At 63.9% G+C, this 26,530-nt stretch carries 29 protein-coding genes and 1 pseudogene; 7 read left to right on the forward strand and 23 right to left on the reverse strand.

From position 1 onward, the window contains the following. The first annotated feature begins 4 nt into the window (after positions 1–4). The gene (locus tag QQS38_RS06500) at positions 5–706 is read left to right on the forward strand and encodes a Crp/Fnr family transcriptional regulator (RefSeq protein WP_479644567.1); all 702 of its coding nucleotides are present in this window, start codon (positions 5–7) and stop codon (positions 704–706) included. On the opposite strand, the gene QQS38_RS06505 is transcribed toward QQS38_RS06500, so the two are convergent. Together QQS38_RS06505 and QQS38_RS06510 are read right to left on the reverse strand one after the other, a co-directional pair. Continuing rightward, positions 677–1,999 (reverse strand): hypothetical protein, encoded by a 1,323-nt coding sequence (locus QQS38_RS06505; RefSeq protein ID WP_479644979.1) that lies wholly within the window; start codon positions 1,997–1,999, stop codon positions 677–679. The two genes, QQS38_RS06500 and QQS38_RS06505, sit on opposite strands and share 30 nt — an antisense overlap. Continuing rightward, on the reverse strand, positions 1,999–2,232 hold the full coding sequence (locus QQS38_RS06510; protein ID WP_479644568.1) for a DUF2249 domain-containing protein: 234 nt from the start codon (positions 2,230–2,232) through the stop codon (positions 1,999–2,001). Before QQS38_RS06510 ends, QQS38_RS06505 begins: the two co-directional genes overlap by 1 nt. Before the next feature lie 111 nt (positions 2,233–2,343). On the opposite strand from QQS38_RS06510, the gene QQS38_RS06515 reads away from it, so the two are divergent. The 5 genes from QQS38_RS06515 to QQS38_RS06535 all read left to right on the forward strand — a co-directional run bounded on the left by QQS38_RS06515 (position 2,344) and on the right by QQS38_RS06535 (position 6,536). Continuing rightward, a complete protein-coding gene (locus tag QQS38_RS06515; protein ID WP_479644569.1) occupies positions 2,344–3,576 on the forward strand; it encodes an NAD(P)H-dependent flavin oxidoreductase in 1,233 nt (410 codons plus the stop codon). Positions 3,577–3,649: 73 nt separating this feature from the next. Beyond that, positions 3,650–4,645 (forward strand): ubiquinone anaerobic biosynthesis protein UbiU, encoded by a 996-nt coding sequence (gene ubiU / locus QQS38_RS06520; RefSeq protein WP_479644570.1) that lies wholly within the window; start codon positions 3,650–3,652, stop codon positions 4,643–4,645. Between the two features lie 20 nt (positions 4,646–4,665). Continuing rightward, positions 4,666–5,586, forward strand: coding sequence for a ubiquinone anaerobic biosynthesis protein UbiV (ubiV, locus tag QQS38_RS06525; RefSeq protein WP_479644571.1), 921 nt, complete (start codon positions 4,666–4,668; stop codon positions 5,584–5,586). Next, complete coding sequence (gene ubiT / locus QQS38_RS06530; RefSeq protein ID WP_479644572.1) at positions 5,583–6,050, forward strand: ubiquinone anaerobic biosynthesis accessory factor UbiT; 468 nt, start codon at positions 5,583–5,585, stop codon at positions 6,048–6,050. The genes ubiV and ubiT overlap by 4 nt, the downstream gene beginning before the upstream one ends. A 69-nt stretch (positions 6,051–6,119) precedes the next feature. Then, entirely contained in the window at positions 6,120–6,536 is a 417-nt protein-coding gene (locus tag QQS38_RS06535; protein WP_479644573.1) for a putative zinc-binding protein, read from the forward strand. Between the two features lie 75 nt (positions 6,537–6,611). Here QQS38_RS06535 and QQS38_RS06540 read toward each other — a convergent pair whose 3' ends face one another. The 15 genes and pseudogenes from QQS38_RS06540 to QQS38_RS06610 all read right to left on the reverse strand — a co-directional run bounded on the left by QQS38_RS06540 (position 6,612) and on the right by QQS38_RS06610 (position 20,037). Continuing rightward, entirely contained in the window at positions 6,612–7,355 is a 744-nt protein-coding gene (locus QQS38_RS06540) for an anaerobic ribonucleoside-triphosphate reductase activating protein (RefSeq protein ID WP_479644980.1), read from the reverse strand. Continuing rightward, on the reverse strand, positions 7,348–7,524 hold the full coding sequence (gene nrdD, locus QQS38_RS06545) for an anaerobic ribonucleoside-triphosphate reductase (RefSeq protein ID WP_479644574.1): 177 nt from the start codon (positions 7,522–7,524) through the stop codon (positions 7,348–7,350). Before nrdD ends, QQS38_RS06540 begins: the two co-directional genes overlap by 8 nt. After that, the gene (locus QQS38_RS06550) at positions 7,521–9,317 is read right to left on the reverse strand and encodes a ribonucleoside triphosphate reductase (RefSeq protein WP_479644575.1); all 1,797 of its coding nucleotides are present in this window, start codon (positions 9,315–9,317) and stop codon (positions 7,521–7,523) included. The genes nrdD and QQS38_RS06550 overlap by 4 nt, the downstream gene beginning before the upstream one ends. A gap of 300 nt (positions 9,318–9,617) precedes the next feature. Continuing rightward, positions 9,618–9,857: pseudogene (locus QQS38_RS06555) on the reverse strand (DUF2249 domain-containing protein); the annotation flags it as partial. Between the two features lie 102 nt (positions 9,858–9,959). Then, the gene (locus QQS38_RS06560; protein ID WP_479644981.1) at positions 9,960–11,039 is read right to left on the reverse strand and encodes a hypothetical protein; all 1,080 of its coding nucleotides are present in this window, start codon (positions 11,037–11,039) and stop codon (positions 9,960–9,962) included. A 47-nt stretch (positions 11,040–11,086) separates the two neighbouring features. Further along, positions 11,087–11,425, reverse strand: coding sequence for a metal-sulfur cluster assembly factor (locus QQS38_RS06565; protein WP_479644576.1), 339 nt, complete (start codon positions 11,423–11,425; stop codon positions 11,087–11,089). Positions 11,426–11,530: 105 nt separating this feature from the next. Further along, positions 11,531–13,810 carry a nitric-oxide reductase large subunit gene (locus QQS38_RS06570; RefSeq protein ID WP_479644577.1) on the reverse strand — a complete coding sequence of 760 codons (2,280 nt, stop codon included), beginning with the start codon at positions 13,808–13,810 and terminating at the stop codon, positions 11,531–11,533. A gap of 281 nt (positions 13,811–14,091) precedes the next feature. Continuing rightward, positions 14,092–14,616 (reverse strand): hemerythrin domain-containing protein, encoded by a 525-nt coding sequence (locus QQS38_RS06575; RefSeq protein ID WP_479644578.1) that lies wholly within the window; start codon positions 14,614–14,616, stop codon positions 14,092–14,094. 141 nt (positions 14,617–14,757) lie between these two features. Continuing rightward, a complete protein-coding gene (locus QQS38_RS06580; protein WP_479644579.1) occupies positions 14,758–15,003 on the reverse strand; it encodes a DUF1272 domain-containing protein in 246 nt (81 codons plus the stop codon). Between the two features lie 389 nt (positions 15,004–15,392). Beyond that, positions 15,393–15,938 (reverse strand): aspartate carbamoyltransferase, encoded by a 546-nt coding sequence (locus QQS38_RS06585; protein WP_479644580.1) that lies wholly within the window; start codon positions 15,936–15,938, stop codon positions 15,393–15,395. A 10-nt stretch (positions 15,939–15,948) separates the two neighbouring features. Then, complete coding sequence (gene arsB, locus QQS38_RS06590; RefSeq protein WP_479644581.1) at positions 15,949–17,019, reverse strand: ACR3 family arsenite efflux transporter; 1,071 nt, start codon at positions 17,017–17,019, stop codon at positions 15,949–15,951. A 22-nt stretch (positions 17,020–17,041) separates the two neighbouring features. After that, positions 17,042–17,536 (reverse strand): arsenate reductase ArsC, encoded by a 495-nt coding sequence (locus QQS38_RS06595; RefSeq protein ID WP_479644582.1) that lies wholly within the window; start codon positions 17,534–17,536, stop codon positions 17,042–17,044. Between the two features lie 31 nt (positions 17,537–17,567). Further along, complete coding sequence (locus QQS38_RS06600) at positions 17,568–18,044, reverse strand: ArsI/CadI family heavy metal resistance metalloenzyme (RefSeq protein ID WP_479644583.1); 477 nt, start codon at positions 18,042–18,044, stop codon at positions 17,568–17,570. Positions 18,045–18,057: 13 nt separating this feature from the next. Next, positions 18,058–18,381, reverse strand: coding sequence for an ArsR/SmtB family transcription factor (locus tag QQS38_RS06605; RefSeq protein ID WP_479644982.1), 324 nt, complete (start codon positions 18,379–18,381; stop codon positions 18,058–18,060). 147 nt (positions 18,382–18,528) lie between these two features. Further along, the gene (locus tag QQS38_RS06610) at positions 18,529–20,037 is read right to left on the reverse strand and encodes an SAM-dependent methyltransferase (RefSeq protein WP_479644584.1); all 1,509 of its coding nucleotides are present in this window, start codon (positions 20,035–20,037) and stop codon (positions 18,529–18,531) included. 321 nt (positions 20,038–20,358) lie between these two features. On the opposite strand from QQS38_RS06610, the gene QQS38_RS06615 reads away from it, so the two are divergent. Continuing rightward, entirely contained in the window at positions 20,359–20,574 is a 216-nt protein-coding gene (locus QQS38_RS06615) for a DUF3820 family protein (RefSeq protein ID WP_479644585.1), read from the forward strand. A gap of 36 nt (positions 20,575–20,610) precedes the next feature. On the opposite strand, the gene QQS38_RS06620 is transcribed toward QQS38_RS06615, so the two are convergent. From QQS38_RS06620 to QQS38_RS06645, 6 genes are all read right to left on the reverse strand, one after another. Continuing rightward, positions 20,611–21,495 (reverse strand): MBL fold metallo-hydrolase, encoded by an 885-nt coding sequence (locus tag QQS38_RS06620; protein WP_479644586.1) that lies wholly within the window; start codon positions 21,493–21,495, stop codon positions 20,611–20,613. A gap of 20 nt (positions 21,496–21,515) precedes the next feature. Continuing rightward, positions 21,516–22,877 carry an MFS transporter gene (locus tag QQS38_RS06625; RefSeq protein ID WP_479644587.1) on the reverse strand — a complete coding sequence of 454 codons (1,362 nt, stop codon included), beginning with the start codon at positions 22,875–22,877 and terminating at the stop codon, positions 21,516–21,518. After that, a complete protein-coding gene (locus QQS38_RS06630) occupies positions 22,874–23,923 on the reverse strand; it encodes a succinylglutamate desuccinylase/aspartoacylase family protein (protein WP_479644588.1) in 1,050 nt (349 codons plus the stop codon). The genes QQS38_RS06625 and QQS38_RS06630 overlap by 4 nt, the downstream gene beginning before the upstream one ends. Before the next feature lie 114 nt (positions 23,924–24,037). Further along, positions 24,038–24,913, reverse strand: coding sequence for a LysR family transcriptional regulator (locus QQS38_RS06635; protein ID WP_479644589.1), 876 nt, complete (start codon positions 24,911–24,913; stop codon positions 24,038–24,040). Positions 24,914–25,035: 122 nt separating this feature from the next. Then, positions 25,036–25,770: a hypothetical protein gene (locus QQS38_RS06640; protein ID WP_479644590.1), complete on the reverse strand. Its 735-nt coding sequence runs from the start codon at positions 25,768–25,770 to the stop codon at positions 25,036–25,038. A gap of 64 nt (positions 25,771–25,834) precedes the next feature. Beyond that, on the reverse strand, positions 25,835–26,497 hold the full coding sequence (locus tag QQS38_RS06645; protein ID WP_479644591.1) for an alpha/beta fold hydrolase: 663 nt from the start codon (positions 26,495–26,497) through the stop codon (positions 25,835–25,837). Between the last annotated feature and the right edge of the window lie 33 nt (positions 26,498–26,530).

Raw genomic sequence — 26,530 nt, forward strand, 5'->3', positions numbered from 1 at the left:
ATCGATGCAAAAAGGGAAGATTCGCGTTCAGGACTTTCTCGCCCGAATGCCGCTGTTCAACGAGCTCTCGGACGCCGAGCTCGATCGTGTCGCGCTCGGCACGACGCAGCAACAGGTTGCGCGAAAAGAGATGGTGTTCCATTGCGGCGACCCCTGCACGGGCCTGCACGCGGTCGTCTACGGGCAGATCAAGCTCAGTGTGACTTCGCCCCTCGGCGAAGAAAAAGTGGTGCGGCTCGTCAGCCCCGGCGACAGCTTCGGCGAAGCATTGATGTTTCTCGGGAAACCCTATTTCGTATCGGCGCAGGCGCTCAGCGATTCCTTGCTGCTGCACGTAACCAAGGCGGCCATCGTCGACGGCTTGCGCACCGACCCCGACTTCGCTTGCAAGATGCTGGCCGGTATGAGCGCTCGCCTGCACGCGCTGATGCGCGACGTCGAGGCCTATTCGCTGCGCACGGGCACCCACCGCGTGATCAGCTATCTACTCGCGCAAAAAGGCGAGCCGGAGGCGGGCTGTGAGGAGCCGGGGCGGCGCGTGCTGCTGGAGGCGGGCAAGAAAATGGTCGCTTCGCGCTTGAATCTCACGCCGGAACATTTCTCGCGCATCCTGCATGAACTCGGCACGCGCGGGCTCGTCACCATTCGCGGCCGTGAAATCTTGATCCCCGATCCGTCAAAGCTCGAGGCTGCTTGCGCGTACTGAAGCGAGCTTGCGCACGACCCGCACATAAACCCGCAACGCGCCCGCCATGTTCGCCCCGAGCCATAGGTTCGAGGCGACGAACGCCAATGCGGCGGGGCGTGCCAGCCACGCGGGCGATGCGCCGGCAGCGAGCAACAGCACGAGCGCGATCAAATGCGCCCAATACTGCGCACGGGCATGGGTGTCGGGCAGCACTGCTTTGACTTTCGGCACGATCGACGAGCGCACGTCGATCGACGCTTGCATGTGGTACCACAGCAAGAAGGGAATGATCTTGTAGAGCATGCCGCTGATCGCCGACCAAACACCGCCCGCAAGCAACAGAATCCCGACCGTGACCGCGCTCGACGGCCGGCCCGCCAACGCGCCGATGGCCCAAGCGGGCGCCGCGCAGACGACGCTCGCCATCGCCGTGCGCCAAAAGAGCGTCGTCGCATCGGGGGCGGGGCGCTTGCGGCGATGGAGCAGCGCGAGCGTCACCACGGCGAAGCCGCAGTACAGTGCAAGCAATGAGCCGTGCAATGCAACGGCAGCGATGGCGCCATGCGCCGGCCACCCCAGGCTGCCCAGCGTGAGCAGCGCGAGCGCGCAGAACGCGAGCGGCGCAAACGCCCGCGTGAGCATGCGCGGGTACGGCTCGGTGACCTGAAACATTGGGATCACCTGATAGGCCACGCCCGCGGTGAGCAGTCCGATCCATCCGGCCAGCCCCCACGCGAGATGGAGATTCGTCAGCGTGACCATCGGTAGCGACAGGGGACGCGACAAAGACAGCGCGAGCATCGCGCCCAGCCCCACGGTGACGAGCAGTGCAACCAACGCGAGGCCCACCGCGCGCACGATATCGGCCGTGCCGCGCGTTCTAGCCGAGGACCGTCGCGCGAGGCCAATGGCGCAAGCGAGCGCGAACCAGGCGGCGGCGGCGGCGCACAGCGAACCGGCGAAGGGAAAGAGTGCGCTGTTCGCGCCAATGAATGCGGCGATCAGCAAGAGCGTGCCGAGCGTGAGCAGCGCATGAATGCCGATGGCGCTTGTGCGTGCCCACGCAATTTGTGCCCCTGCCACGACCGGCAGGATCTGCATGAGCGCACCCATCATCACGCTTGCGAATGCGCCCAGCGTGAGCGCGTGCGTCGCGGCGAGCGCAAACGGCGACCAGCGCGATGCGAACCCTGCGGGGCCCGCATAAAGCAGCAACGCCGCGGCTATCGACGCGAACACGGGTGCGTTCAAAAAGAAGCGTAACGGCGCGCCGAGCGGTGGCGATGCATCGAGTTCCAGGTCGCGCCGCATCACGCCCTGCGCCAAATATCGATCTCGTAGCGCCCGCCAAGCGGTCCGCGCATCTCGTAGTCGTAACCGCCGCGCGCGAGCAGCGCAAACAGCGGCAGCGGCTCGCGATCGATTTCCATGGACAGGAAGCGGCCGTCGGCGAGCGTGCGCAGCGCCGCGAGCACGCGCTCCATCGGTTCGGGAGGTTCGAGCCCGCATAGCGCGAGCATCGTTTCACAAGCAAGGGGTTTCATCAGCGATCGATTGTCACACCGAAGCCGGGACCGGTTCTTGATCCAGATTAAGGTCCGCAGTCCTTCTCCCCCTCACACTACCGGTTACTGCGATCGTCGTGAGGTTGTCCCGTGTCAGTGCCGAAGGCTGTATTCGAAACCCTGCGCATCAAGGGCAAAGCATTGCTGCCCATCGTGCAAGGCGGAATGGGGGTGGGCGTATCCGCGCATCGCCTGGCTGGAACCGTTGCCTCGCTCGGTGCGCTCGGAACGATTTCGAGCGTCGATCTGCGCCGCCATCATCCCGATCTCATGGTCAAGACGGCCCGCTCGCGCGACCGCGCGCTGATCGACGCCGTCAATTTGGAAGCGCTCGATCGCGAGATTCGCGCCGCACTCGCGTTGTCGGGCGGCCGCGGCGCCGTCGCCGTCAACGTGATGCGCGCGGTCGCGGCTTATGCCGATTACGTGCGCCAGGCGTGCGAAAGCGGGGCGCATGCCGTCGTCGTCGGCGCGGGCTTGCCGCTCGATCTGCCCGAGCTGACGGCCGATTATCCCGAGGTGGCGCTGATCCCCATTCTGTCGGATGCGCGCGGCATCGGGCTCGTGCTCAAGAAGTGGATGCGCAAACAACGCTTGCCCGATGCGATCGTCATCGAGAACCCGCGCTACGCGGCAGGGCATCTTGGCGCACCCACGATCGAGAGCGTCGCCAACCCGCAGTTCGCGTTCTCGGAAGTCATCGAAAGCACGCTGGCGTTGTTCAAGGACCTCGGCCTCGAACGCGAGCGCATCCCGCTCATCGCCGCGGGCGGCATTCACACGCCGGAGCAAGTGCGCGAGTTGATGTCGCTCGGCGCGAGCGCGGTGCAATTGGGCACGCCGTTCGCGGTGAGCGAGGAGGGCGATGCTCACCCGAACTTCAAGCGCGTGCTCGTCGAGGCAACGCCCGATGACATCGTCACTTTCATGAGCGTGGCGGGGCTTCCAGCACGCGCAGTGCGCACGCCTTGGTTGGCCGAATACCTCGAGAAGGAAGCCAAGCTGCAACGCGTGGCCAAAGCGCGCAAATGCACGGTCGGTTTCGATTGCCTGGCCCAGTGCGGCTTGCGCGACGGCATCGCCAAGCATGGGCAGTTTTGCATCGACACGCGGCTCGCCTATGCGCTGGCCGGCGACGTCAAGCGCGGGCTGTTCTTTCGCGGGTCGGAGGCGTTGCCCTTCGGCACGCAGATTCGCCCCGTGCGCGATCTCATCACCTACCTGCTGACCGGCGTCAAGCCCGCGGAGAACGAAGCGAGCGCCGGGACGCCCCGCGCGGCCGACGATTCGCACGCGCGCATGCCGGTGGACGCCGCAGCCTAAATACGCAGCCGTCTTTCGGTGTAGCGGCGACCGCGCGCCAAGCGCATTTTTCATGAAGAGGCATTCCCCATAGATGGAGCTCGTCTGTCCGGCCGGCAGCCTGCCGGCATTGAAGACCGCCGTCGATAACGGCGCCGATTGCGTGTACCTCGGCTTTCGCGACGCGACGAACGCGAGAAACTTCGCAGGCCTGAATTTCGACGAAGCGGCGATTCGCACCGGCATCGACTATGCGCACGAGCGTGGCCGCAAGGTGCTGGTCGCCCTCAATACCTACCCGCAGCCCACGGCGTGGCCCGTCTGGCGCACCGCTGTCGACCGCGCGGCCGAAGCCGGCGTCGATGCGGTTATCGTGGCCGATCCGGGACTCATGCGCTACGCGCGCGATCGCTATCCTGATTTGCGCTTGCATCTGTCGGTGCAAGGCTCGGCAACGAACTACGAAGCGATCAACTTCTATCAGCAGCATTTCGGCGTTTCGCGCGCCGTGCTGCCGCGCGTGCTGTCGCTCACACAAGTCGAGCACGTGACGGAAAACACGACGGTCGAACTCGAAGTCTTCGGTTTCGGCAGCCTGTGCGTGATGGTGGAAGGGCGCTGCGCGCTGTCCTCGTATGCAACGGGCGAGTCGCCCAATACCCACGGCGTGTGTTCGCCCGCGAAGCACGTGCGGTGGCAAAAAACCTCGCAGGGGCTCGAGTCGCGCTTGAACGGCGTGCTGATCGACCGTTACGCCGACGACGAGAACGCGGGCTACCCGACGCTGTGCAAAGGCCGCTTCGACGTGGCCGGGGAAAGCTATTACGCGATCGAAGAGCCGACGAGCTTGAATACGCTCGAATTGTTGCCGCGTCTCATGCAAATGGGCGTGAAGGCCATCAAGATCGAAGGCCGGCAACGCAGCCCCGCCTACGTGGCGCAAGTCACGCGCGTATGGCGCGACGCGATCGATCAGTGCCGGGCCAACCCGCAGCGCTACAGCGTCAAGCCGGCTTGGATGGGCGAGCTCGATAAAGTCGCGGAAGGTCAGCAACACACGCTGGGCGCCTACCACCGTCCTTGGAAATGAGGCGCAGCGCAGGAGAGCAAGTGAAGATCGCAATCGGTCCGATTCATTACTATTGGTCGCGCGTCCAGACGCTGCAATTTTACGAAGCAATGAGCACGGCGCCCGTCGACATCGTGTATCTGGGCGAGACGGTGTGCTCCCGTCGCCACGAGCTGCGCCTGCCCGATTGGCTGGAAATCGCGCAGATGCTGTCGCAGGCGGGCAAGGAAGTCGTGCTCTCGACGCAGATTCTGCTCGAATCGGGCAAGGACGTCGCGACGATGAAAGCGGTGACCGGCAACGGCCGGTACCTCGTCGAAGCGAACGACATGGGTGCGGTTCGCAACCTGCAAGGCAATGCGTTCGTCGCGGGGCCCTGGCTCAACGTCTACAACGAGCCGACGCTGGACGTGCTGGCCGGCGTCGGGGCCAAACGCTGGGTCATGCCGCTGGAAATGAGCGCGGATGCGCTCGGGCAGATGCAGCGCGCGCGACCCGATGGCGTGCAGACCGAAGTCTTCGCCTATGGGCGTTTGCCGCTCGCGTTTTCCGCGCGGTGCTTCACTGCGCGACAACGCAATCTGCCGCGCGAAAACTGTCAATACGTCTGCATCGAACACCCCGACGGTCTCATGCTGCGCACTAGGGAAGGGCAGCCCTTCCTCGTATTGAACGGCATTTCGATCCAATCGGCGCGCGTCTACAACTTGGTCGACTCGATCGATACGTTGAAGGCGCTTGGCGTCGATGTGCTCCGCTTGAGCCCGCAGTCGCAAGGGATGAGCGAAATCGTCGACATCTTCCGCGATGCTGCCGACGGCAGGCTGACCGGTTCGCAGGCCTTGGAGCGCATGGGGCGGCTCATGCCCGAATCGCGCTGCGACGGATATTGGCACGGCATGCCGGGGCTGGATCAGAAGCAGGAAGCCTCGCAGATGGAACCCATTAGGAGTGCTCAATGAGCCAGATCGGCTACGAGGTGCCTTCGCTGATACGCGGCGTGCTGTCCAAGCTCCCCGCGTATCCAGGCTCGCTGCTGTTCGTCGGCGGGCTCAATTTGACGGTGAAGCCTCATCTTCCCGACGATACGCTCGCGCAACTGCAAGATCGCGCGTTGCGAATCGAGGTGCGCGACGCGGGCGTGGCATTCGACTTCGTCTACCGAGGCGGCGCGTTTCGCGCGGCAAGGCACGCCGGAGACATCGACCTGACGATCAGCGCGAGCGCTTACGACTTCTTTCAGTTGGCGCGGCGCACCCAAGATCCCGACACGCTGTTCTTCAGTCGACGCTTGACGATGGAAGGCGACACGGAACTCGGACTGCTCGTCAAGAACTCGCTCGATGCGATCGACCTGTCGAACTTTTCGCTCGAGCGGTTCGCGCCCGCATTCGCAGCTCGCGGCAGGCGCAGCCCGCCGCGATAGCAGGGCGCCTCCCGCGGGGGGCGGCTCCAACGCTCGTCGGCGTGGGGCATAGTCACGGAGCTTTCGAAGATGAACAATGAACGTCGCGCGTTACCGCTCGTCTACTCGTGCTCGGGGTGTTCGAGCGCGGCGCAGATGGCCAACTACGTCGCCTTGCAGCTCGACCGCCGCGGCATGGCTGAAATGTCGTGCATCGCCGGCGTGGGCGGGGATGTCCCCGCACTGGTGAAGATCGCCCACTCCGGGCGGCCGATCATCGCGATCGACGGGTGTCCGCTCGCATGCGTGAAGAGCTCGCTCGCGCGGCACGACATCGCCGCCGACGAATACGTGCAGTTGGCCGAGCATGGCGTGAAGAAGCGATTTCATGCCGACTTCGACGTGGAGCAGGCCGAGCAGGTCATCGAGGAAGTGTCGCGTGCCGCGAGCTCGCTCGTCGAGGGCGAAGCGCACGCCTGCGATGCCGAATCGGCGGAGCATCGCTGAGCCTGGCCGGTCGGCAAAGCCCGGCGATCGCGCATCGCGTGCATCGTTCAACAGGCATCGCGCATCGCCCAAGGATCAGCCGCGCCTCACGTCGAACGTAGGAAAGAGCCTGCGCATTTCATCTAGGGCCGGCCCGCTCGGGTAGCCCGTCGTGCCTACCGCATTCAACGCGGCATCGGCCGATCCTTGCTTGCGGAAAATCTGCAGGTAGTGTTTTTTCACGCCCATGGCCGAAAGCGAGTGCGCGAGCTTGAGCAGATCCGCATCGGTCAGCAAGCTCGGGTGCGCGGTCGTCCTGCACTCGTAATCGACCCCGCTCGAGAGCAGCGCTTCGAGGCTGCGCCGCGCGAACGTTCCGCTCTCGCGCATGCGCGTCACTTGCTCGTAATCCTCGAACGGCGCCTTCACGTCGAAGCCGACCCAATCGAGGAGCGGCAGCACGCGTTCGAACCGCCGCGGATGCGTTCCCGCGCTGTGCAGGCCGATCTTGAAACCGAGCGCGCGGACCTCGCCGATGGCGGCGGCCAGCGCCGGATCGGAGGTCGGCTCGCCGCCGCTGAACACCACGGCGTCGATCAGCCCGACGCGCCGCTCTAGAAAACCCATCACCTTGGCCCAAGACACGGCACCCTCGCGCGTGCGCGGCTGCAAATGCGTGTTGTGGCAGTAGCCGCATCGCCACGGGCACCCTTGCACGAACACGACCGCAGCCAACTGGCCCGGATAATCGGTGGCCGTGAAAGGCGCGACGCCGCCGACCTTGAGCAGTCGCAGCGGCGTCGCACGCTTGGCAGCGGGCGCGGATTCGGCCTCAGGCAGCAAGCGAGGCCTCTTCCGTGAAGTAGGTGCGCTCGTAGAATTCGCCCTTCTTGCCCGTGTTGAACGAGGAGACCGGCCGGTGGTATCCCATCACGCGCGTCCAGATCTCGCAGGGCTGACGTTCTTCATCGAGCAGCATGGGGGTGACGTTTTGGGTGGTCGCGTTCATTGTTGGGACTCCGTAGTTTCAGTCGTTGCGGGTTGATTGCATTTGCGTTGAAGCAGCGCTTCGTCGCATTTGGGACAAAACTCGTGCTTTCCGGGCAGATACCCGTGCTTGGGGCAGATCGAGAACGTCGGCGTCACGGTGATGTACGGCAGCGAGAACCGGCTCAGCGTGCGCTTGACGAGTTCGCGGCAAGCGTCGGCCGACGATAGCGGCTCGGTCATGTAAAGATGCAGTACGGTGCCGCCGGTGTATTTACGCTGCAGATCGTCTTGATGCTCGAGCGCTTCGAAGGGATCTTCGGTGAAGCCGACGGGCAACTGCGACGAGTTCGTGTAGTACGGCATCTCCGGCGTGCCCGCTTGCAAAATGTCGGGGTAGCGCTTGCGGTCTTCCTTGGCGAAGCGATAGGTCGTGCCTTCTGCCGGCGTGGCCTCGAGGTTGTACATATGCCCCGTTTCCTCTTGGAACGCGAGCATCTTCGCGCGAATCCGGTCGAGCAGACGCACGGCGAACGCATGGCCCCATTCGGTCGTGAGGTCGTGCTCGTCGCCCGTGAAGTTGCGGATCATCTCGTTGATGCCGTTCACGCCTAGCGTGGAGAAGTGATTGCGCAGCGTGCCGAGGTATCGCTTCGTGTAGGGGAAAAGCCCATTGTCGATGTGCTTTTGAATCACGAGCCGCTTGATTTCCAAGCTGTCCTTGCCCAACTCCATGAGCGTGTCGATGCGCGTCATGAGCGCCGCTTCGTCGCCGGCATACAGATAGCCGAGCCGCGCGCAATTGATCGTGACGACGCCGATCGAACCGGTCTGCTCGGCCGAGCCGAACAAGCCGTTGCCGCGCTTGAGCAGCTCGCGCAGATCGAGTTGAAGGCGGCAGCACATCGACCGAATCATGTTCGGCTTCAGTTCCGAATTGATGAAGTTTTGAAAGTACGGCAGGCCGTAACGCGCCGTCATCTCGAACAGCCGGTTCGCATTGGGGCTCGTCCAGTCGAAATCGGCCGTGATGTTGTAGGTCGGGATCGGAAACGTGAAGACGCGGCCCTTTGCGTCGCCGGCCTGCATGACTTCGATGTAGGCCTGGTTGATCATGTCCATCTCGGCTTGCAGCTCGCCGTAGGTGAAGTCCACCTCTTTGCCGCCGATGATGGGCACTTGCTCGCGCAGATCTTCCGGGCATACCCAATCGAACGTGAGATTCGTGAATGGCGTTTGCGTGCCCCAGCGCGAAGGCACGTTCAGGTTGTAGATGAGTTCCTGAATGTATTGGCGAACCTCGTCGTAGCGCAGGCCGTCCTTGCGCACGAACGGCGCCATGTACGTATCGAACGAGCTGAACGCTTGCGCGCCGGCCCATTCGTTCTGCAGCGTTCCGAGGAAATTGACGATTTGCCCGACGGCGCTGGACATATGCTTGGGCGGGCCTGCTTCGACCTTGCCCGGCACGCCGTTGAGCCCCTCGGTCAGCAAAGTGCGCAGCGACCAGCCGGCGCAGTATCCCGAGAGCATGTCGAGATCGTGGATATGCAGATCGGCATTGCGATGCGCTTCGCCCACGGCGGGCGGATAAATATGGCTCAGCCAATAGTTGGCGACGAGCTTGCCCGAGATGTTGAGGATCAACCCGCCCAGGGAGTAGCCCTGGTTGGCGTTCGCATTGACGCGCCAGTCCAAGCGGTCGAGATATTCGTCGATGGCGGAACCCACTTCGACGAAAGGCTTGGACCGATCGGCCGCTGGCGCGAGACGAATGGCTTGGGTGAGACGGTCAAGCGTGGGCTGGCGTTCCATGCGGTCCTCGATGAGCACAATATGTTGTGATGTTGCTCATCGTATGCACCATATATGGTGGGGTCAATGCCGGTGATCGGCATTATCGCGTCTACTTGACCTGGATTAAGTTTCGAGCGGTCGCGCCCCCAAGCGGTGCGCGACCGATTGCCGTGGCGGCAGCGCGCTCGGCGCTCGCCTGCCGTGGCCCGGTGGCCGAGCCGCTTAGCCGCCGCTGCAGCCGCAGCTGCCGGCGCCACCGCCGGCGCAGCCGCCTGCCGAGGCTTGCTCGGCGGGGGCGCCTTCGTTTGCCGTGAGCCAGATGCCGAAGTCGATGGCGATCCGCTCAGGGGTACGCTCTACGTACTGAATGCGGACTTGGTCGCCGTAGCGCTGCTGAATTTGGTTGAGCAGCGGGAGTGGATCGTGATCGTTGACGAAGCGCATCGTTTCGCCGTGATCGAGCGTCTCCAGTGCCGCAAAGATAGCGGCGTGACGGAAGCGCTTGGCGATACCGCGGGCATCGAACAGATAGGTGGCGTCGAGGGAAGGGTGGGCCATGCTTGACTCCGATATGCAAATCAAAGGAAAAATGCGTCCGCGCCGAGAAGCGCGTCACAGGTAATCGATAAAGAAAGTGGTTAGGGGTGCAGAGTTCTTACGTCACCTCCTGTGCGAGACGATGCGCGCCTCGGTGCGCGCGGTCCAAGCCGCCCGCGCCATGACGGCGACGAACAAAGCAAGCGCGATTGCATTGCCGATGGCGCCGGCGCGGCGCAGGGGGAACGCATCCAAGAGCGCGCCGGCCACGCGCGCGCCGAGCGCGAGATGGAGCGCGACGAGCGGCAGGTAGAAGACGGGGCGATAGCTCACACGCAGGCGTGCGACCGCTGGAAGCACGATCGGTGCATGGCCGAGCGCCATCGAAATCACGAAGCCGAGCGTGAGCGCATGCAACGCAGCGTCGTGCCAAGGGTGGCCAACGCGCCAAGCGCCGAACACGCCTAGCGCGCCGCTCAGCGCCAGCCATCCATAGCCTGACAACAAGCACACCGCGATGAAGCGCGTCAGGCCGCGTTGGCGCACCGTGACGCGCGCGATGTCGTAGCGCGTGAGCCACGCGGCCAGTGCGATCAGGCATGCGGAGAAACCGCGCAGGCCTGCGTTGGGCATGAGCCAGGCCCATGCGACGCTGGCGAGCAAGACGACGACGATCGTCACGAACCAGGCCCGCGCGCGCCGCGGCGTGGGCCGCAGGCGTGTCAGCTCGAGCCGTTCCGCCGCGATGGTCAAGACGAGAAACGCGACCCAGCTCGGCACGGCGACAAGCGGCGTGGCGCTCGTGAGCCAGAGCAGATCGCCGAACCACCAGCTCGATACGCCGAGCGCGAGTATCGCCAGATGCAGCTCGGTGTGGCGGCGCACCAAGCCGAGCACGCTTGCGAGCGCGAGCGAGGCGCCCGCGAAGAGCAGCAGTTGCGCCCATAGGGGCGGCGCGCCCGCCAACAGCAGCACGGCCGCGAAGGCGACGGCCACGGGCGCGCAAAGATGACGGCCGCCGCCCAGGGCGACGGCTCGCTCCAAGCTCACCACGGCGCCGAAGAACATGGGCAGCACCAGCACGCCGTGCCATACCGCATTCGTGAGCGCATGAGGGGGCGCCGCCACGCCGAAGCGCGCCAGCCCGGCGAACACACCGCAAGCGAACGTGAGCACGATCGCCGCGGCGAACGCAACCCGCATGGCGACGCGCAGCGGCGCAGCCTTCGAAACGGCGTGCGGCGTCCGGTTCAATCGTCGCTCCATCCCAGCGTATCGCGCGCCGCATCGCTCATCATCGACGGGTCCCATGGCGGTTCCCAAACGAGATCGATGTCGACGCTCGTGCCGATCGCGAGCGATGTGTCGATGACCGCGCGCACGTCGTCGAGGATCGATTGACCCATCGGGCACGCGGGCGAGGTCATGGTCAAGGCGATGCGCCAGCCTTCGTCGTTCGATTCGACATCGTAGACGAGGCCCAGATCGACGATGTTGATGCCGATCTCGGGATCGATGACTTGCGTGAGCGCAGCGTGGATCAGCTCGCGCGTCATCGGCGCGGTGGAGGCGATCGATGCGGGATTCATAGCATTTCTCCGAACAGGTTCGATGGCCAGACGGCCGGACCCAAGGGTCCGGCCGTCGCGAGGCGTCATGCGAACACGAGCCCTACCAAGCGAGCATGGCGCGATTTACACGCGATGCACCGCGGACTTCACGGGCGCTTCGACCGGCCGGCCGGGACGCAGCAGGCGCAGGGCGAACCACCCGAGGTAAAGCACGCCGACAGCGAACAGGATGTCGCCGGGCACCCGCACCCAAACGAGGGCCTGCATGATCGGCGCATGCACGACTTCAGGCGAGCGCGCGTACCAGAGCCCCTTGCTGACGCTGGCCCATGCTTCGTAGATCCCCGACGGCAGGATCGAGAAGAACACCATCATGAACAGGCCGACGTTGAGCAGCCAGAACGCGGGCTTGAGCAGCGAGTCGTCCCAAGCTTCGCGCGCCGACAGGCCGCGCAGGCAGAACAGCATGAGGCCGATGCCGAGCATCCCGTACACGCCGAAGAGCGCGGCGTGCCCGTGTGCGGGGGTGATGTTCAGGCCTTGCACGTAGTACAGCGAGATCGGCGGGTTGATCGAGAAGCCGAGCAGACCGGCGCCGACGGTATTCCACAGGCCCACGGCGACGAAACAGAGAATTGCCCACTTGTACGTTTGAACCCAGGGCGCCGCCTTCGTCTTGCGATACGTTTGCCAGCCTTCGAGCCCGATGAGCGCGAGCGGCACGACTTCGAACGCGGAGAACACCGCACCAACTGCGATCACGGCCGTCGAAGCGCCGGTGAAGTAAAGGTGGTGCAGCGTGCCGAGAATGCCGCCGAAGAGGAACACGATCGTTTCGAGCACGATGGCGCGGTTGGCCGAATCGATTCGAATGAGGCCCAGGCGCGAGAAGATCAGTGCGATCACGGCCGTTGCGAACACTTCGAAGAACCCTTCGACCCACAGATGCACGAGCCACCATCTCCAGTATTCGATCATGGAGTAGTGCGTGTGTTGGCCCCAGGCGAGCGACGTCGAGTAGAACGCGCCGATACAGGCGGCGGACAGGAACACCATGCCGATCAAGCCGCGTCCGTTCGTTTTCGGGTTCTTGAGCGCGGGCATCAATGCACGGCCCATCAACACGAGCCAGAACAGCAGGCCGATGAACAGCAGGATTTGCCAGACGCGACCCATGCTCGTGTAGGCGAGCCCTTGGTTGCCGATCCAGAACGCGAAATCGGTGCCGCGGTGCTGCAGCGTGCCGAGCCAGCCGCACGCAGTCGATCCGACCACGATGAACAGCAGCGCATAGAACAGCACGTTGACGCCGAGCTTTTGAAACTTGGGCTCATGTCCCGACAGCAGCGGCGAGATATACAAGCCGGTCGCGAGCCATGCCGTCGCGATCCACAGCACGCCGAACTGCGTATGAATCGTGCGGCTGGCAACCCACGGCAGCACCTCGGCTAACGGGAAGCCGAAGAAGCTGTGACCCTCGACGGCATAGTGGGCCGTGACGGCGCCCATGCCCACTTGCACGAGCAGCAAGCCGATGACCACGTAGAAGTACTTCTTGGTCGCCTTCATCGAAGGCGTCGCCTTCACGTTGAACAGCGGGTCTTGCGCGGGCGGCGCGACGGGCTCTTCGCCGTCGCTGTGCGCCGAGTGATACCAGATCATGCCGGCGATACCGGCGAGCAACAGGACCACGCTTGCAATCGACCACATGCCGTTCGCGACGGTCGGGTTGTTGTCGACGAGCGGTTCGTGGGGCCAGTTGTTCGTGTAGGTGATATCCGTTTGCCCGGGACGATCGGTCGTTGCCGACCAAGCCGACCAGAAGAAGAAAGCGGCGAGCGCGGCGCGATCGTCTGCGCTTTGGACCGAGCCGGCGTTCATCGCGTATTGGTCGCGCAACGTATCGAGCGAGCGATCGGTGCCGAACAAGGCTTCGTAGTGGGCGGCGACATCACGCGCAGCGCTGGCGCGCGCATCGGACAACGTGATGCGGCCCGTGCCGGCGTCGTAGCGATTGGCCCGCATCTCGCGCTTCAGGCGCGCGTCCAACGTGCCTTGCTCGTCCGGCGTGAGCGCCGCATACGGTTTGCCGTATTGTTGCTGGGCCCAGTTTTCGCGCAGTTGCAGCGCTTCACGGTGCAACCAGTCGGCCGACCAATCGGGTGCAACGTAGCTGCCGTGACCCCAGACGGTGCCAAGCTGCTGGCCGCCGGCCGCGAGCCAGACTTGCTGGCCGCGCGTGACTTGAGCGCCGGTGAACAGCACTTGACCGCTGTCGCTTACGACCGCGCTTGGAATGGGCGGGGCGGCCAGATAGATTTCCCTGCCGAGCCAAAGCAAGGCGGCGAACGATAGCAGGCAGACCAGGCCCAGCCATCTCCATAAGCGTCGTGTTGATTGCATATCCTCTCTCCTAGAGGGTGAAGTGCCGGGACGTGCCCCGATTCGCGAAGCGATCCTGCTGAAGCAGCTTTTAACATGCATTGCGAATACATGTTAAGCCGAATCATAAGTTTGATTTTTGATCTATGTAAAGGTTGTGCGCAGGTGGCGTACTGCTGATTTGCGCGGGGCGGGCCGCTAAACATCTATAAGAAATCGATGTTTAGCGGCGCTTTGCGGGGGATTCGCGCCATATTGACGCGGGGGGTTGAAGGCGTTGTTGCAGCGGTACGGCGGGGCGTTCAGCCCGCGCCGCGCAACGTCCTGCGTCTGCGCATGCCGTCGGCGAGCGACAGCAGTTGATCGCGCGGCAGCCTCAGGATTGCGCCGAATACTTCTCGTTCTTCGCGGTCGGCATAGGCGGGGTAGCGCGCGGCGAATTTGCCGAGCAGGTCGGGGCGCTTCGATGGGCGGCGGTCGCGGACCCCTTGCAGCCAGGCGCGCACGGCGCGCCAGGTGCGCATCAGCGATTCGTGCTCGGCGTCTAGCGCGTCGAGCGATTGCACGATGTCGGCATCGCCCAGGCGCCGCAGCGTCGGAAACAAGTCGCCGCGCTCATCGGCGTGGTGCAGGGGCACCTCCTGCTCGAAGTAGGCGAGGATGTCGTGCGCCGTCGAGCGAGCCGTATCGTCCGGCCCGTAATGGATGAGATGGATATCGAGCCGTAGCATCAGGCCGGAGAAGCGGCGAATGTCGGCGTGGCAACCCAGCAAATGCGTCATTGGGTCGGAGAAGCCGATGTCGTGCGGGGCTAAGGACGGTGGCATGCTCGATACGCTCGGGGACCAGGATCGGCGTATTGTTGCAGCGCTCGGCGCGGGGGCGAGTGATATATGTCAAGGGTTTGCGAAGAAGCGAACCGCGGTTCATGGTCGCGTCCGGTGGACGCCGGCCGGCCGATCTTGCGTTCAGCGCTGCTTGCCGCATTCGGGATTGAAGACCCGCTCGCTGGAAGGGGGATTGTTGGCCAGCTTGTTTTCGGGGCGGCGGGGCCGTGGGACCAATTCGCCGCCGCAATTGGGGCATGTCCCATGCAGGACGTTCGTTGCGCAGTCGGCGCAGAACGTGCATTCGAAGGAACAGATCAGAGCGTCTTCGGCTTGCGGCGGGAGATCCTTGTCGCAGCATTCGCATCCGGGGCGCAGTTCGAGCATGGGGAGTCTTCTCCTGATTGAGGGAGTGGGTGATCGTCGCGCCGCCGCGCGGGTGGCGCGGCTTATGCGCTCGTCGATGCTGCGCGCAGCTTAAAAGCAGGGTATCAAGGCAGAGGCGTTGGTAACTGCCATTTAGCTGTCAGCGCCGCCTTCTTGCCGTGGAAGGAACGTCGACGGGATGAACTCGCGTTCGCACGACGCGCAACGATTTGCGATGGTGTGCTCCGTATAGCTGCGCCCACGGAGACGCCGCCGGCACGATCGATATTCGCAACGGCGTCATACTTCATGAGCGAGCAGAAAATCTACTAATGTCGGCGCGCTTGCGCTGCCGCATATTTCGGCCGCCGCGGCGCGACCCCGCCGTGCCATGTCACGCCCTTAGCCGACTACTTCTCTGTCGAGGCATCGGACCCATGGTGTTGCATCATGCCGCCATCGTGCCCTTCCATTGCGTCGTGGCCGTGGTCGGATACCTGTGCATCGAACCACTCGTGTATTGCTGCGACTAGCCTAGGGTCGCCGCTGCGATAGGTGATTTCGCCGCCATCGGGCAGGTCCCGATAACGAATCTCGAGCTCGCCCTGCCGTGCCGCCCGTAACGCCGGCAGGCCCGGCATGTTCTTGCCGTGGATCTGCTCCGGCGCCTCGAAATGCCCAGCCGCAAAATCCCGGGCAATTGCGGCAAGATGTGCTCGAATCAACGCGACCTGCTTCGGGTCGGGATGCTTCTTCGTGAGAACCTGCTGGATTCCGCCGTCTGCGGTCTTCGTAAAGACATGCATGGTCGCCGCAAGGGAGAACGGCATCACCTGCGCTCCGTGCCGTGCGACATCCCCCTGGCGTGCGGTGCTTTCGGCGCTAGCGGGCGACGCAAGCACGGCGGCGCTGAACACGGCGGCGGCCGTGATAACCGTGATTGGCGAGCGTTTCATCGAATACACCTTAGGCGCGTTCGTACCAGGCCTTCGAACGATTGACGATGCGCACCACGAGCAGCATGACGGGTACTTCGATCAGCACACCCACCACGGTTGCCAGCGCCGCGCCGGAATTGAAGCCGAACAAGCTGATGGCAGCGGCGACCGCGAGTTCGAAGAAGTTCGACGCGCCGATGAGCGCCGACGGACACGCGACGTTGTGTTTTTCGCCGACTGCCCGGTTGAGCCAGTAAGCGAGCGCCGAGTTGAACAGCACCTGGATCAGAATGGGCACCGCGAGCAGGGCGATCACGAGCGGTTGCTCGAGGATCGCCTCGCCTTGAAATGCGAACAGCAGCACGAGCGTCGCGAGCAGCGCGGTGATCGACCAAGGCCCGATCTTTTCCATTGCCGCATCGAAGGTAGCTCGTCCCCGGCCTAGCAGTGCCTTGCGCAGCATCTGCGCAAGGATCACCGGAATCACGATGTAGAGCACGACCGAGGTTAGCAGCGTGGCCCAGGGCACCGTAATGGCGGAAATGCCGAGCAGCAATCCGACGAGCGGCGCGAACGCGATCACCATGATGCTGTCGTTCAGCGCCACCTGCGACAGCGTAAACAAGGGATCGCCGCCGGTGAGCCGGCTCCAGACGAACACCATCGCCGTGCAGGGCGCTGCCGCGAGCAGGATGAGGCCGGCGACGTAACTGTCCAGCTGCGCGGCAGGCAGCATGGGCGCGAACAAGTGCTTGACGAATAGCCAGCCGAGAAACGCCATCAAGAACGGTTTGACGAGCCAGTTCACGACCAGCGTGACCGCGATGCCTTTGACGTGCTGACGCACTTCGTGCAATGCGCCGAAGTCGACCTTGACCAGCATCGGAATGATCATGACCCAGATCAGCAGGCCAACCGGTAGATTGACATGCGCGTATTCCATTCGGCCGATCGCCTGGAACACGCCGGGGAGCCACTGGCCGAAGAGGATTCCGGCGACGATGCACAAGGCAACCCAAAGAGAGAGGTATCGCTCGAAAAAGCTGATGGGCGCCTTCGCAAGGGGCTTATTCGAAGGCGTAACGTGAGTGGCGGTCATGGGGGCTTTGGGCAGGTCCGGTTCAGTTCGTTTGAATGTCGTTCAACGCGCGTCGCAGCTCGGTGTCGTTCAAACGATCGAGGGGAAGCGCAAGCAACTGCAGCATGCGATAGCCGATCGCCTGGCGGGTGAGTTCGAACGCTTGCCGTTTGCCTTCATCGCCGCCGGGCGCATTGGACGGATCGGCGTAGCCCCAGTGAACCTTGACGGGGCTTGCGGGCCAGAGCGGACATTGCTCCGCAGCCGCGCTATCGCACACCGTGATGACGATGCGCATCTGCGGGGCATTTTCGGCGATGAACTCGTCCCAGCTTTTGCTCCGGTAGCCCGCGGTATCGACACCGGCATTCGACAGCGCTTCGAGCGCGAATGGGTTGATGCGCCCGCTCGGGGCGCTGCCGGCGCTGTAGGCGCGCACGTCCTTCGCGAGCTTGCTCGCCCAATGGTTCAACATGCCTTCGGCCAGCACGCTGCGCGCCGAATTGTGGGTGCAGAGAATGAGTACGTTCGTTGTCATTGAGGACTTCGCCCGATCGTCGTGAATGCGCTCAACAGCAGGCCGAACCGGCCGGTTTCACGCAGGCGTCGGCGGCTTTGGCCGGCGAACCGCAGCAAGCCGACGCGCGCGAGGACGGCGCCTGCTGGCCGCTGTCGCCAAAGACCGGGGCGTTATCCAGCGTATGGAAGTGTTCCCAAGCGATGCCCTGCGGATCGACGACCCAGTGTTTGTCGCTGCGCGCGTAACAACACGTGGTTTCGCCTTGGTCCAGCAGCGCCATGTCGGCGGCCTTCGCTCTTTGCGCGAGTTCGGCGAGGTCCGCGGCGTCCTCCACTTGGAAACCGAGATGATCTACGCCGGCTTTCGTGCCGCGAGTCGAAATCGCAAAGTTGATGCGAGGGTCCTCCAGCATCCACTTCGCATAGTCCGCTTCGAGCTTCGCCGGCTCGGCCGCGAACAGCTTCGTATAAAACGCGACGCTGGCTGCCAGATCGTCGACGTGCACATGGACGTGAAATCGCTTCATGAAGATGCCCCTTTCAGCATTTGCAGGAATCGGCGCCCGGCGTGACGCAAGCCTGGCCCTGACAACAGTTTTCCGTGAGGAAGCCCAGCAGCGCGTTCATTTGCTCGAATGCGGTCCGATAAATCAGGCTGCGCCCGTCGCGCTGCTGAGTGACGAGGCCTGCATGCATCAACTCCTTCAGATGAAAGGAGAGGGTGGCATTGGGGATGTCGAGCTCTCCCGCAATGGCCCCCGGAGTCAGGCCGCCCGGCCCCGCGACGACGAGCATCCGGAACACGCGCAAGCGCAACTCGTGAGCAAGCGCCGCAAGGGCGCGGATAACATCGGTTTCTTCCATATTTCCAATATAGTCGAAATATTCGACCGCCACAAGGGAGGGTGAATGCGCTGTCTTGATCATGCGCGGGCTGCAAACGATGAACTGACTTGCATCGCCCGATTGCATCACCGGTAAGGTGATGGGCGATGCAATCGGATACCGGGCTCAGACCGTTGCCAGAACGAGCCGGGTCGGCGGCGCACCGAGCTTCAATCCATCCGCGCGGCTCGCGAGATAGCGCTCGTTCAACTCGCTCGGGGTCCAGCTCTTGCTGCTGCTGAAGCCGAGCTCGGTCAACATCTCGGTCAAAGCGGCTGGTTCGAAGAAGCTCTTCCACGGCTCGCCGCGCTCGGCGAATTGCGCCGTTATCTGCTCCATCGCGATGCGCATGACGGGGGGCAAGCTCGACAGCGGCACCGCATATTCGAACAGCACGGCGCTCCCTCGCGCGCAGCCTGCGATGAAGCGCAAGGTCTCGCTGACGGCCGCTTCGTCGAGATACATGGTCACGCCCAGCCAACTGAAATTGGCTGGGGCGCTAGGATCGAACCCGGCGCGCGCCAGGCCCTGCGCCAATCCGATGCGCTCGAAATCGACGGGCACGAAATGCAGCGACGGCGGCGCCTCGATGCCGGCTTCTTGCAGGCGCGCGCGTTTCCACGCTTGCGTGGCCGGCAGATCGACTTCGAAGACACGGCCCGGTGCATCGAGGTGCCTGTAGGCGGTGGTGTCCAAGCCCGCGCCGAGGACGACGTATTGGCGGACCCCGCGCTCGAGTGCCTCGCTCCACACGTCGTCGGCCAGACGGCTGCGTACGACCAACGAACTGCGCATCCCTAACGACGCCGGCTGCCGAAACTTATCGATGCTCTCACGCAGGGCCTGCCGCTCCGATTCGCCGAGCAGCGCCAGCGCGAGCGGATCGTCCAGCACGAGCGGACGATCGAGCAACTGATGCGCTGCGCGCTGGATGGCCACGGTCAATGCGCTTGGCTTGGGTCCCGCGGCAGCGGGCGTGATGTCGTTGCCAACCCTATGCGCCTTGTGCAGATAGGCGAGGAGGGCCTCGTCGAAACCGATGCCCAAGAACAAGTCCGGTTCGCGCATCAAGGCTTCGCGAATGCAAGCTTCCAGGACGGCGTCGTCTGCGCAGAAGCTTTCGCGAAAAAGCTGCTGCCAGCGTTTGACGATCGCCTGCACGGGGGCGGCGCCCACATCCGTGCCCGCCTCCATGTGGGTCCGCAGCGCGGCGATCAGCGCGGGCTTCGCGCGCCGGTTCTTTGCGGCGAGTTGCCGGCGCCGCACCTCGTCGGCCTGCGCCGCGCTCAGATACTTGGCGAACACCGCGCATCGCGCGTGGATGAAGGCTTCATCGATCCATGCGAGCATCTCTGCGGTCATGCCTGCAATTTGCGGGGCGGGCGCCTCGCCAACCTGCATCCTCATCAATTCGAAGGCCAGGGTCGAGTCGCTACGCGTCATTCGCGTCAAGAGTCGGATCCAGCGCCACGCTAGCGCTTGTGCCCCTTCGCTCGCGGCCGGCAGCGCTTGCGTCACCGCGTGGCGGATCTGCTCGATGAGCTCGGTCCACGCCGGGTCCGTCCGTGCGACGGCACCCGGCCCCGATGCATGCGTGGGATCGAGTGCGTCGCCGGTCACCTGCTTCGTTTCCATGCGCATTTTCTCCAACGTGTTCGGTCGGTCGGTGTCGATGGATCGCCCCAGTTTCGTCGCACACGTGCGTGAGGATGCAACGCAGGCCCTCGACATAAGGCTTCGCCTGCGTGTTGCGCATGCAAGCCGCGCGGACCCCGTCAACGCGAGCACAGGGGCGACGCTGCGGATTCCATCGGCGGGCTCAGCCGTCGCTGTATAGGACTGCCGCGCTGCAGCGAGGCCGGGTCGAAGAACAGCCGGCCAGGGCAGCGCGACGGGCGGTGGAAACAATACCAGCTTTCCGCTGGGCGGCACGCAAAGCCGTGCACAATAGCGCCTATGCAAGCCCCAGACCTCGAACGCCTCGTCACCGTCACGATGCCTTTTGGCAAATACAAAGGCCGGCTCATCGCCGACCTGCCCGGTCACTACCTCAATTGGCTGGCGCGAGAGGGGTTTCCGCGGGGCGATATCGGCCGGCTGCTCGCGCTGATGCACGAGATGGACCACAACGGCTTGAGGGGCTTGCTCGATCCGCTGCGAAAACGTGCATAGCGGCGATCATCGATCGCATCGAACGGGATCGGCGCCCTAGCTAGCGGGCACGTAGCGCCACTCGAAGCCGCTCCCGATTCGCCTGACGCTCCCCGCCGAGGTCTGCGCGAAGTGCGCTGCAAATAGTGTCGCGTCCGTATCCGCGGCGTACGTCAGCAAGCGTTCACGCGATGCGCGCGCCTGCTCCTGATCGAGACAGAACATCGAATTCCATTCCGGCCGATGCACTTGGACGGCGCTGTGCATCACGTCGCCGGAGAACAGCGCCGTTTCGCCGCGCGAGCGGATCTCGATCGCCATGTGGCCGATGCTGTGGCCGAACGTCGGCAGAAAGCGGATGCCGTCGAGAATTTCTTCACCCGCGTCGGGCACCGCTCGCGCCTGCCCGGCTTCGATGACGGGAAGCACGCTATCGTCGAAGACCATTCTCCGCGACGCCCCTTCCGGCGTGGCGAAAAAATCGCGTTCGCGCTCGCCGAAGACATACTTCGCATTCGGAAACACAGGCGTCCAGCGGCCATCCTGCCAATGCGTATTCCAGCCGACATGATCGACATGCAGGTGCGTAAGCAGCACATAGTCGACTTTCTCGCGCTTGAATCCTGCCGCTTCGAGGCGTTCGAGCACGGGATTGTCCAGCTTGTCGAACAGCGCGCTGAACGGACGCGCCTTGCCGTTGCCGATGCCCGTATCGACGACGATCGTCGTGCCGTCGATTTCGATCACCCACAGATGCGTGTGCAAGGGTACGCGCGCGTTCGTGAGATCGAGGCTGTCGGTGGCGAAACGTTCTTCGAGCGCGCGGCCGTCGTCGGCAGTCCAGGCAGGAAACAGCCGATCGGGCGCGAGCGCAAAGCGCGTTTCATCGACGCGAGTGATGGTCGCCGCGCCGACACGATGCACTTGTGATGCGGGTTTCATGGGTCCGTGCTCCTGAACTTTCAGTTCGAGGTTGCGGCAGTCACGCGTCGCGCCGCCACTGCATAGAGTATCGCGCTGATGAATGCGGAGCCGCCGCCGACGAGCGCCAATGCCCATCCAAGACTCGTGCCCGTCTGCCCGAGCCGCTCGTTCAAATAGCCGACGGACAGGGGGCCGACGCCGCCGCTGATCGCATTGGTCATGAAGACGAGCAGCGCCAAAGAACGGCCGCGCATGCGGTTGGGCACGGCAATTTGCAGCGGCACGGGCGCGAGTCCCATGGCGATGCTGGCGGTGAATGCGCTGACCCCGTAGAGCACGATGGCGAGGCCGCTGCTGCCGACGAGCGGCATCGCGACGGCGGCGGGCACCAGCAACGCCACCGCGCACGCGGAGAAGCCGAGCACCTTGCGCAAGGTGGTGTCATCGGTGACGCGACTTGCAAGCAGCCCCGCGCAGGCCACGCCCGACATGCCGCCGAGCATGTACGCGGGCGCGGCCATTTGTCCGACGAGTTTCGGCGCGAGACCGAAATGGCGCATCAGCAAGGTGGGAAACCAGGCGGCATGCGAGTAGAACAGCGTGATCAACGCGACATACGCCGCGAAATACGGCACGCAGAAGCGATTGCGCACGAATAGTTCGGCGAGCACTTCGCGCAGCGAAGGCATCTCGCCCCGCGTGTGCGCACCCGACACGCTCGTCTCCAGCCGCACCGGTTCGCGGACCGTGAACGCAACGAGCGCGGCCAGCAGCAGGCCGGGCAGACCGACCGCGACGAACACCGCCTGCCACGGCGCGAAGCCGTGTGCGCCGAGCCATGCGTGGCGCTCTCCCGCCGCCGCTGCCGTCAGAAGCATGCCGCCGCCGAACAGCGCGGCGCCGCCGCCCACATACGGTCCGAGCATGAACATGCTGCTCGCGCGCGCCACGCGGCGCGGCGCAAAGATGTCACTGAAGATCGACAGGGCGGCGGGGCTGAGCGCGGCTTCGGCGACGGCGGTTCCGGCGCGAGCGAGCAGCAGTTCCGTGAAGTTGGCGGCGAACCCGCACGCCATCGTCGACACGGCCCAGATCGCGACGCAGGCGGCGATCAGTTTCACGCGGTTGCCGCGATCGACGATCCGAGCGACGAATACACCGGCCGTCGCATAGCACATGGTGAACGAAAAGCCTTGCAGCAAGCCGATTTGCGTATCGGTGAGCGCGAGCGATTGCTTGATCGGCTGAACGAGAATGCTGACCACCTGCCGGTCCAGATACGAAAAAGCAAAGCACACGAAAAAGAGCATGACGACGTACCCGGGATGGCGCACGTCGCCGTAAGACGACGAAGGCGCGACGTCGCCGGCGGGTTGGGTCGAAACAGGGTGAGCGCTCATTTGCGGACTCCGATATCGATTGCCGTGGCGCTGTCCGCGTGGGCTTCGGATGCGAGCAGTGCGATGCAGTCGCCCGGCTCCACGCGTGCGAAGGTGCGCATGCACATCACCGTGCCATCGCTTCGAAACGCGATGTCGAGCGGTGCTTGCCACGGACGATGCGGATCGTATAGACGCCCGGCGAGTTGGCCTTCGCGCACCTGATCTCCTAGCTTGAATGCGGGTTCGAATACGCCGGCAAGCGGCGAATACACATAATGGCGTGCGCCTTCCACGCGCAGGAAGCGCGTCTTGCCAGCCGGCGCGGGCCGTCCCTCGGACAGCACGCCGAGCCGGTGCAACACGCGCTCCAAGCCGTTTTCGACGATTGCCAGATTCGCCGCATCGCAGCCCGCATGGCCGCCGAACTCGCCGCAGAAGAACAGCTTGCCGTGTCGTTCGGCGGCTGCGGCGAAGGTGCGATCCTCGCCGAGCAGATCCATGAGCATCGTGTGCGGCGTGCCGAACTCGCGGACGAGATCCATGTACAGCGCGCGGCGTTGTCCTTCGGCGGGGGGCGAGGCGAGCAGCGTGGGCAGGTGCTCGAACGACGCTCCGCCCGCATGCAGATCGATGGCGACATCGGCGCGCGGCAGCAGCTCGGTCTCCACGTAATGGGCAATCATCTCCGTGGGTTGGCCGTTGCGCGCCCCGGGGAAGAGCCGGTTCAGATTGCCGCGATCGATCGGCGACGTGCGAGTGCCGTTGACGAAGGCGGGGAAATTCAGGCCCGGAATCAGGATCAGGCGGCCGCGTATCGCCATTGCCGGCATGCGCTGCATCAGCTTCATCAGCGCAACGGGCCCTTCGTATTCGTCGCCGTGATTGCCGCCGGTCAGCAGCACGGTCGGGCCCGTGCCGGCGCCCGCGTTGAGCACGGCGAGGGGAATCGGCACATGGCCGTATGCCGACCTGTCGTGTGAATAAGGCAGACGCAGGCTCCCGGTTTGGAAGCCGGCGCGTTCGTAGTCGATATCGGTGGCGATGAGCGTAGGGGAGCGAGACATGGCGCGAACAGTAAAGAGTCTGGGGTGTCTTTACTATCGGTGACGAAAAAACGTCCGGCCAATGCCGTTTTCTGCGGCGGGTGATGCTTTTCAGGCATCGAGGCGCAGTCGCCGCTATCCCAGGAATTGCACGAAACGCGCTAGCGCAGGATTGACCTGCTGCGTGACGAAACAGAAATCGAGCGGCAACGGCACCGACAGATCCTGCAATTGAACGAAGCGCACGCGCGGCGGCGGCCGGTCGACATTTGCCGCGTTGACGATGGCCGCACCCATCCCAGCCGATACGAGCGAAAGAATCGCGGTTTCCGTCGATGCCTCCTGTCTGATATCCAGCGTGAGTCCACGTTCGGCGCAGGCGGACAGCAGGCGGTCGTAGTACGCCGGGTAGACGCGGCGCGGGAATGCAATGAACGGCTTGCCGGCGAGTTCATGAGCGGCGACCGGCCCCGCGCTGCCATGCGGCCATGCTTCGGGCACCGCCAGCACGACGTTCTGATCGAGTACATGCACGCTGCCGATGCCTTCGGGCAGGGCACCGAAGCGATAGCAGAAACCGCCGTCGAGCCGCCCCGCGGCTAGCGCGTCGAGTTGTTCGGGCGTGTTCATCGGCGTGAGTTCGAGTGCAACATTGGGCGCAGCTTGCTCGAAAGCGCCCAACGCCTGCGCAACGATGCTGCTCCAAGCGGCGTTTTCGACGAAGCCGATGCGCAAGTGGCCTTGCACGCCTGATGCGATGCGGCGCGCGAGCCGGTTCGCGCCATCGACGCGGGCGAGGATCTCGCGCGCTTCCGACAGATACGCATCGCCTGCGGGCGTCAGCGTCAGGCCGCGCGGCGTGCGCTCGAACAACGCAGCGCCGACGGCCTCTTCGAGGTCCTGGATTTGGCGGGAGATGGCAGGCTGCGTCACGTGCAACTGCTCGGACGCCGCACGCACGCTGCGCAACTCGGCGACGGCGATGAAATAGCGAAGATGCCGAAGTTCCATGCTTGGTCCAGGCAGGATGGATTCTCGCCAATCATCGCAGAATCGAGTACGGCAATGCCGTCTGGATTGCGATTCCTCGGTTGATTGAACCAATCGTCGCGGACGGCCTATCCTCGCTGCCTTTATTGCACGAAACGGGCATCTAGCGCAGAGAGTGTCGGCATGACCTCGAAGTACAATTCCGCCGGAGAGCGGATCAGTAACGCAAACGAATCCGCATGATAGTGCCCGAAGGTCATATAGACGAAACCGAAACGGTAGTCGACTACGAATCGGCATTGCACGTGCATACCGTCTTGGCACGTGTATTCCATGAATTGCCCTTTCGTGGCAGCGCTAGCCGATGCCTGGTTGTGCGGTAATGCGCCGACGGTGATCGCGGCGTTGCGGATCACTGGCGCGCTGACCTCGTGCCGGGATGCAGGCGCATCGTCCTTGAACGGCAAATAGCCGTGTTCATTCTGATGTATCGAGCGCGCGTCGACTTCGAAGCTGTGGGCGAGGCTGTTCACCCGCATCGCTTTGCGAAGCCGTTGCAAGAGTGCGTATGTCTCCGGTTTCCCTTCTAGACAGTCATCATGGAAGATCGGGACGACTCGCTCCCGGTGGCGGCTGTCGGAGAATTTCAGGCATCCGTTGTAGTGCCGTGAACCGCATTGATTGAAAAAAGTCCTCAGTTCGGCCGGAAAATTGCCGCCGGATCCGTCGTCGCGTCCAGGAACCGCTTGAAATGGCATGGTCTCCTCACATTTGTTGAAATCGACGTCATAACGCCAATCGCTCCAAGGCGCCTCGTCACGCAGTGGCGATAAGCAGCGCTTCGCCGCAAGAGCGTTCGATCTATCGTCGAATCGCACGGCCCCCGTCGGTCGCGCGAGGACGTCTAGGCCGCATCCTCGCACATGTTGCATGCAGGTTGTCTCACGTCGTCGCCAAAGTCTTCAAGAGAATGTCGGCGAACGCCTCGGGAGCGAGCCGCGCAATATCGTGTGCGCAGTCCAGCCGATGCGTGACCCATTCGGGATCGAGTCGCAGACGTTCGTACAGGCCGAGGAACGGGCTTGCCTCCCAGCCGAACGCGGCGATGAAGGTTTTGCTGGGGACATTGCGCCAATTGCCGGTTAGTTTGATCGCCTGCAAGAAGGTGGCGATGGGATGAGGGCGGCATCGGCTGTCGAGGTGCGCTGGGGGCGCGCAATTCAAGCCGTCCGCGGCCACCCCCGCTATGAATCGTTCCCGATAGATCTGGCTGGTGATCGACCATAGCGATGCACCGTCGTCCGGAACATAGGCGTCCGCGTAGACGAGGGCGGCGACACGAGCCGGTTCCTTGTCCGCCGCGCCGGTGATGACCATTCCCCCGTATGAATGACCCACGAGCGCCGCGCGGGCATCGCGCTCGCGAAGCGCTTGAACCGCGTCGTCGATATGACGGTCTAGATTGATACCGGTCGAAGCATCTTCACCGAGCCCCGAGAGCGTGAGCGCCTGCACTTCGTGCCCTTTGCTGACTAACAGTTTGCTGACGGCGTCGAACGCCCAACCTCCGTGCCAACCGCCTGGCACCAAAACGAATCTTGTCATGTGATGTGTCCCCTCGAAGGTAGCGGCGCTAGC

Source organism: Trinickia sp. Z7, assembly GCF_056498045.1.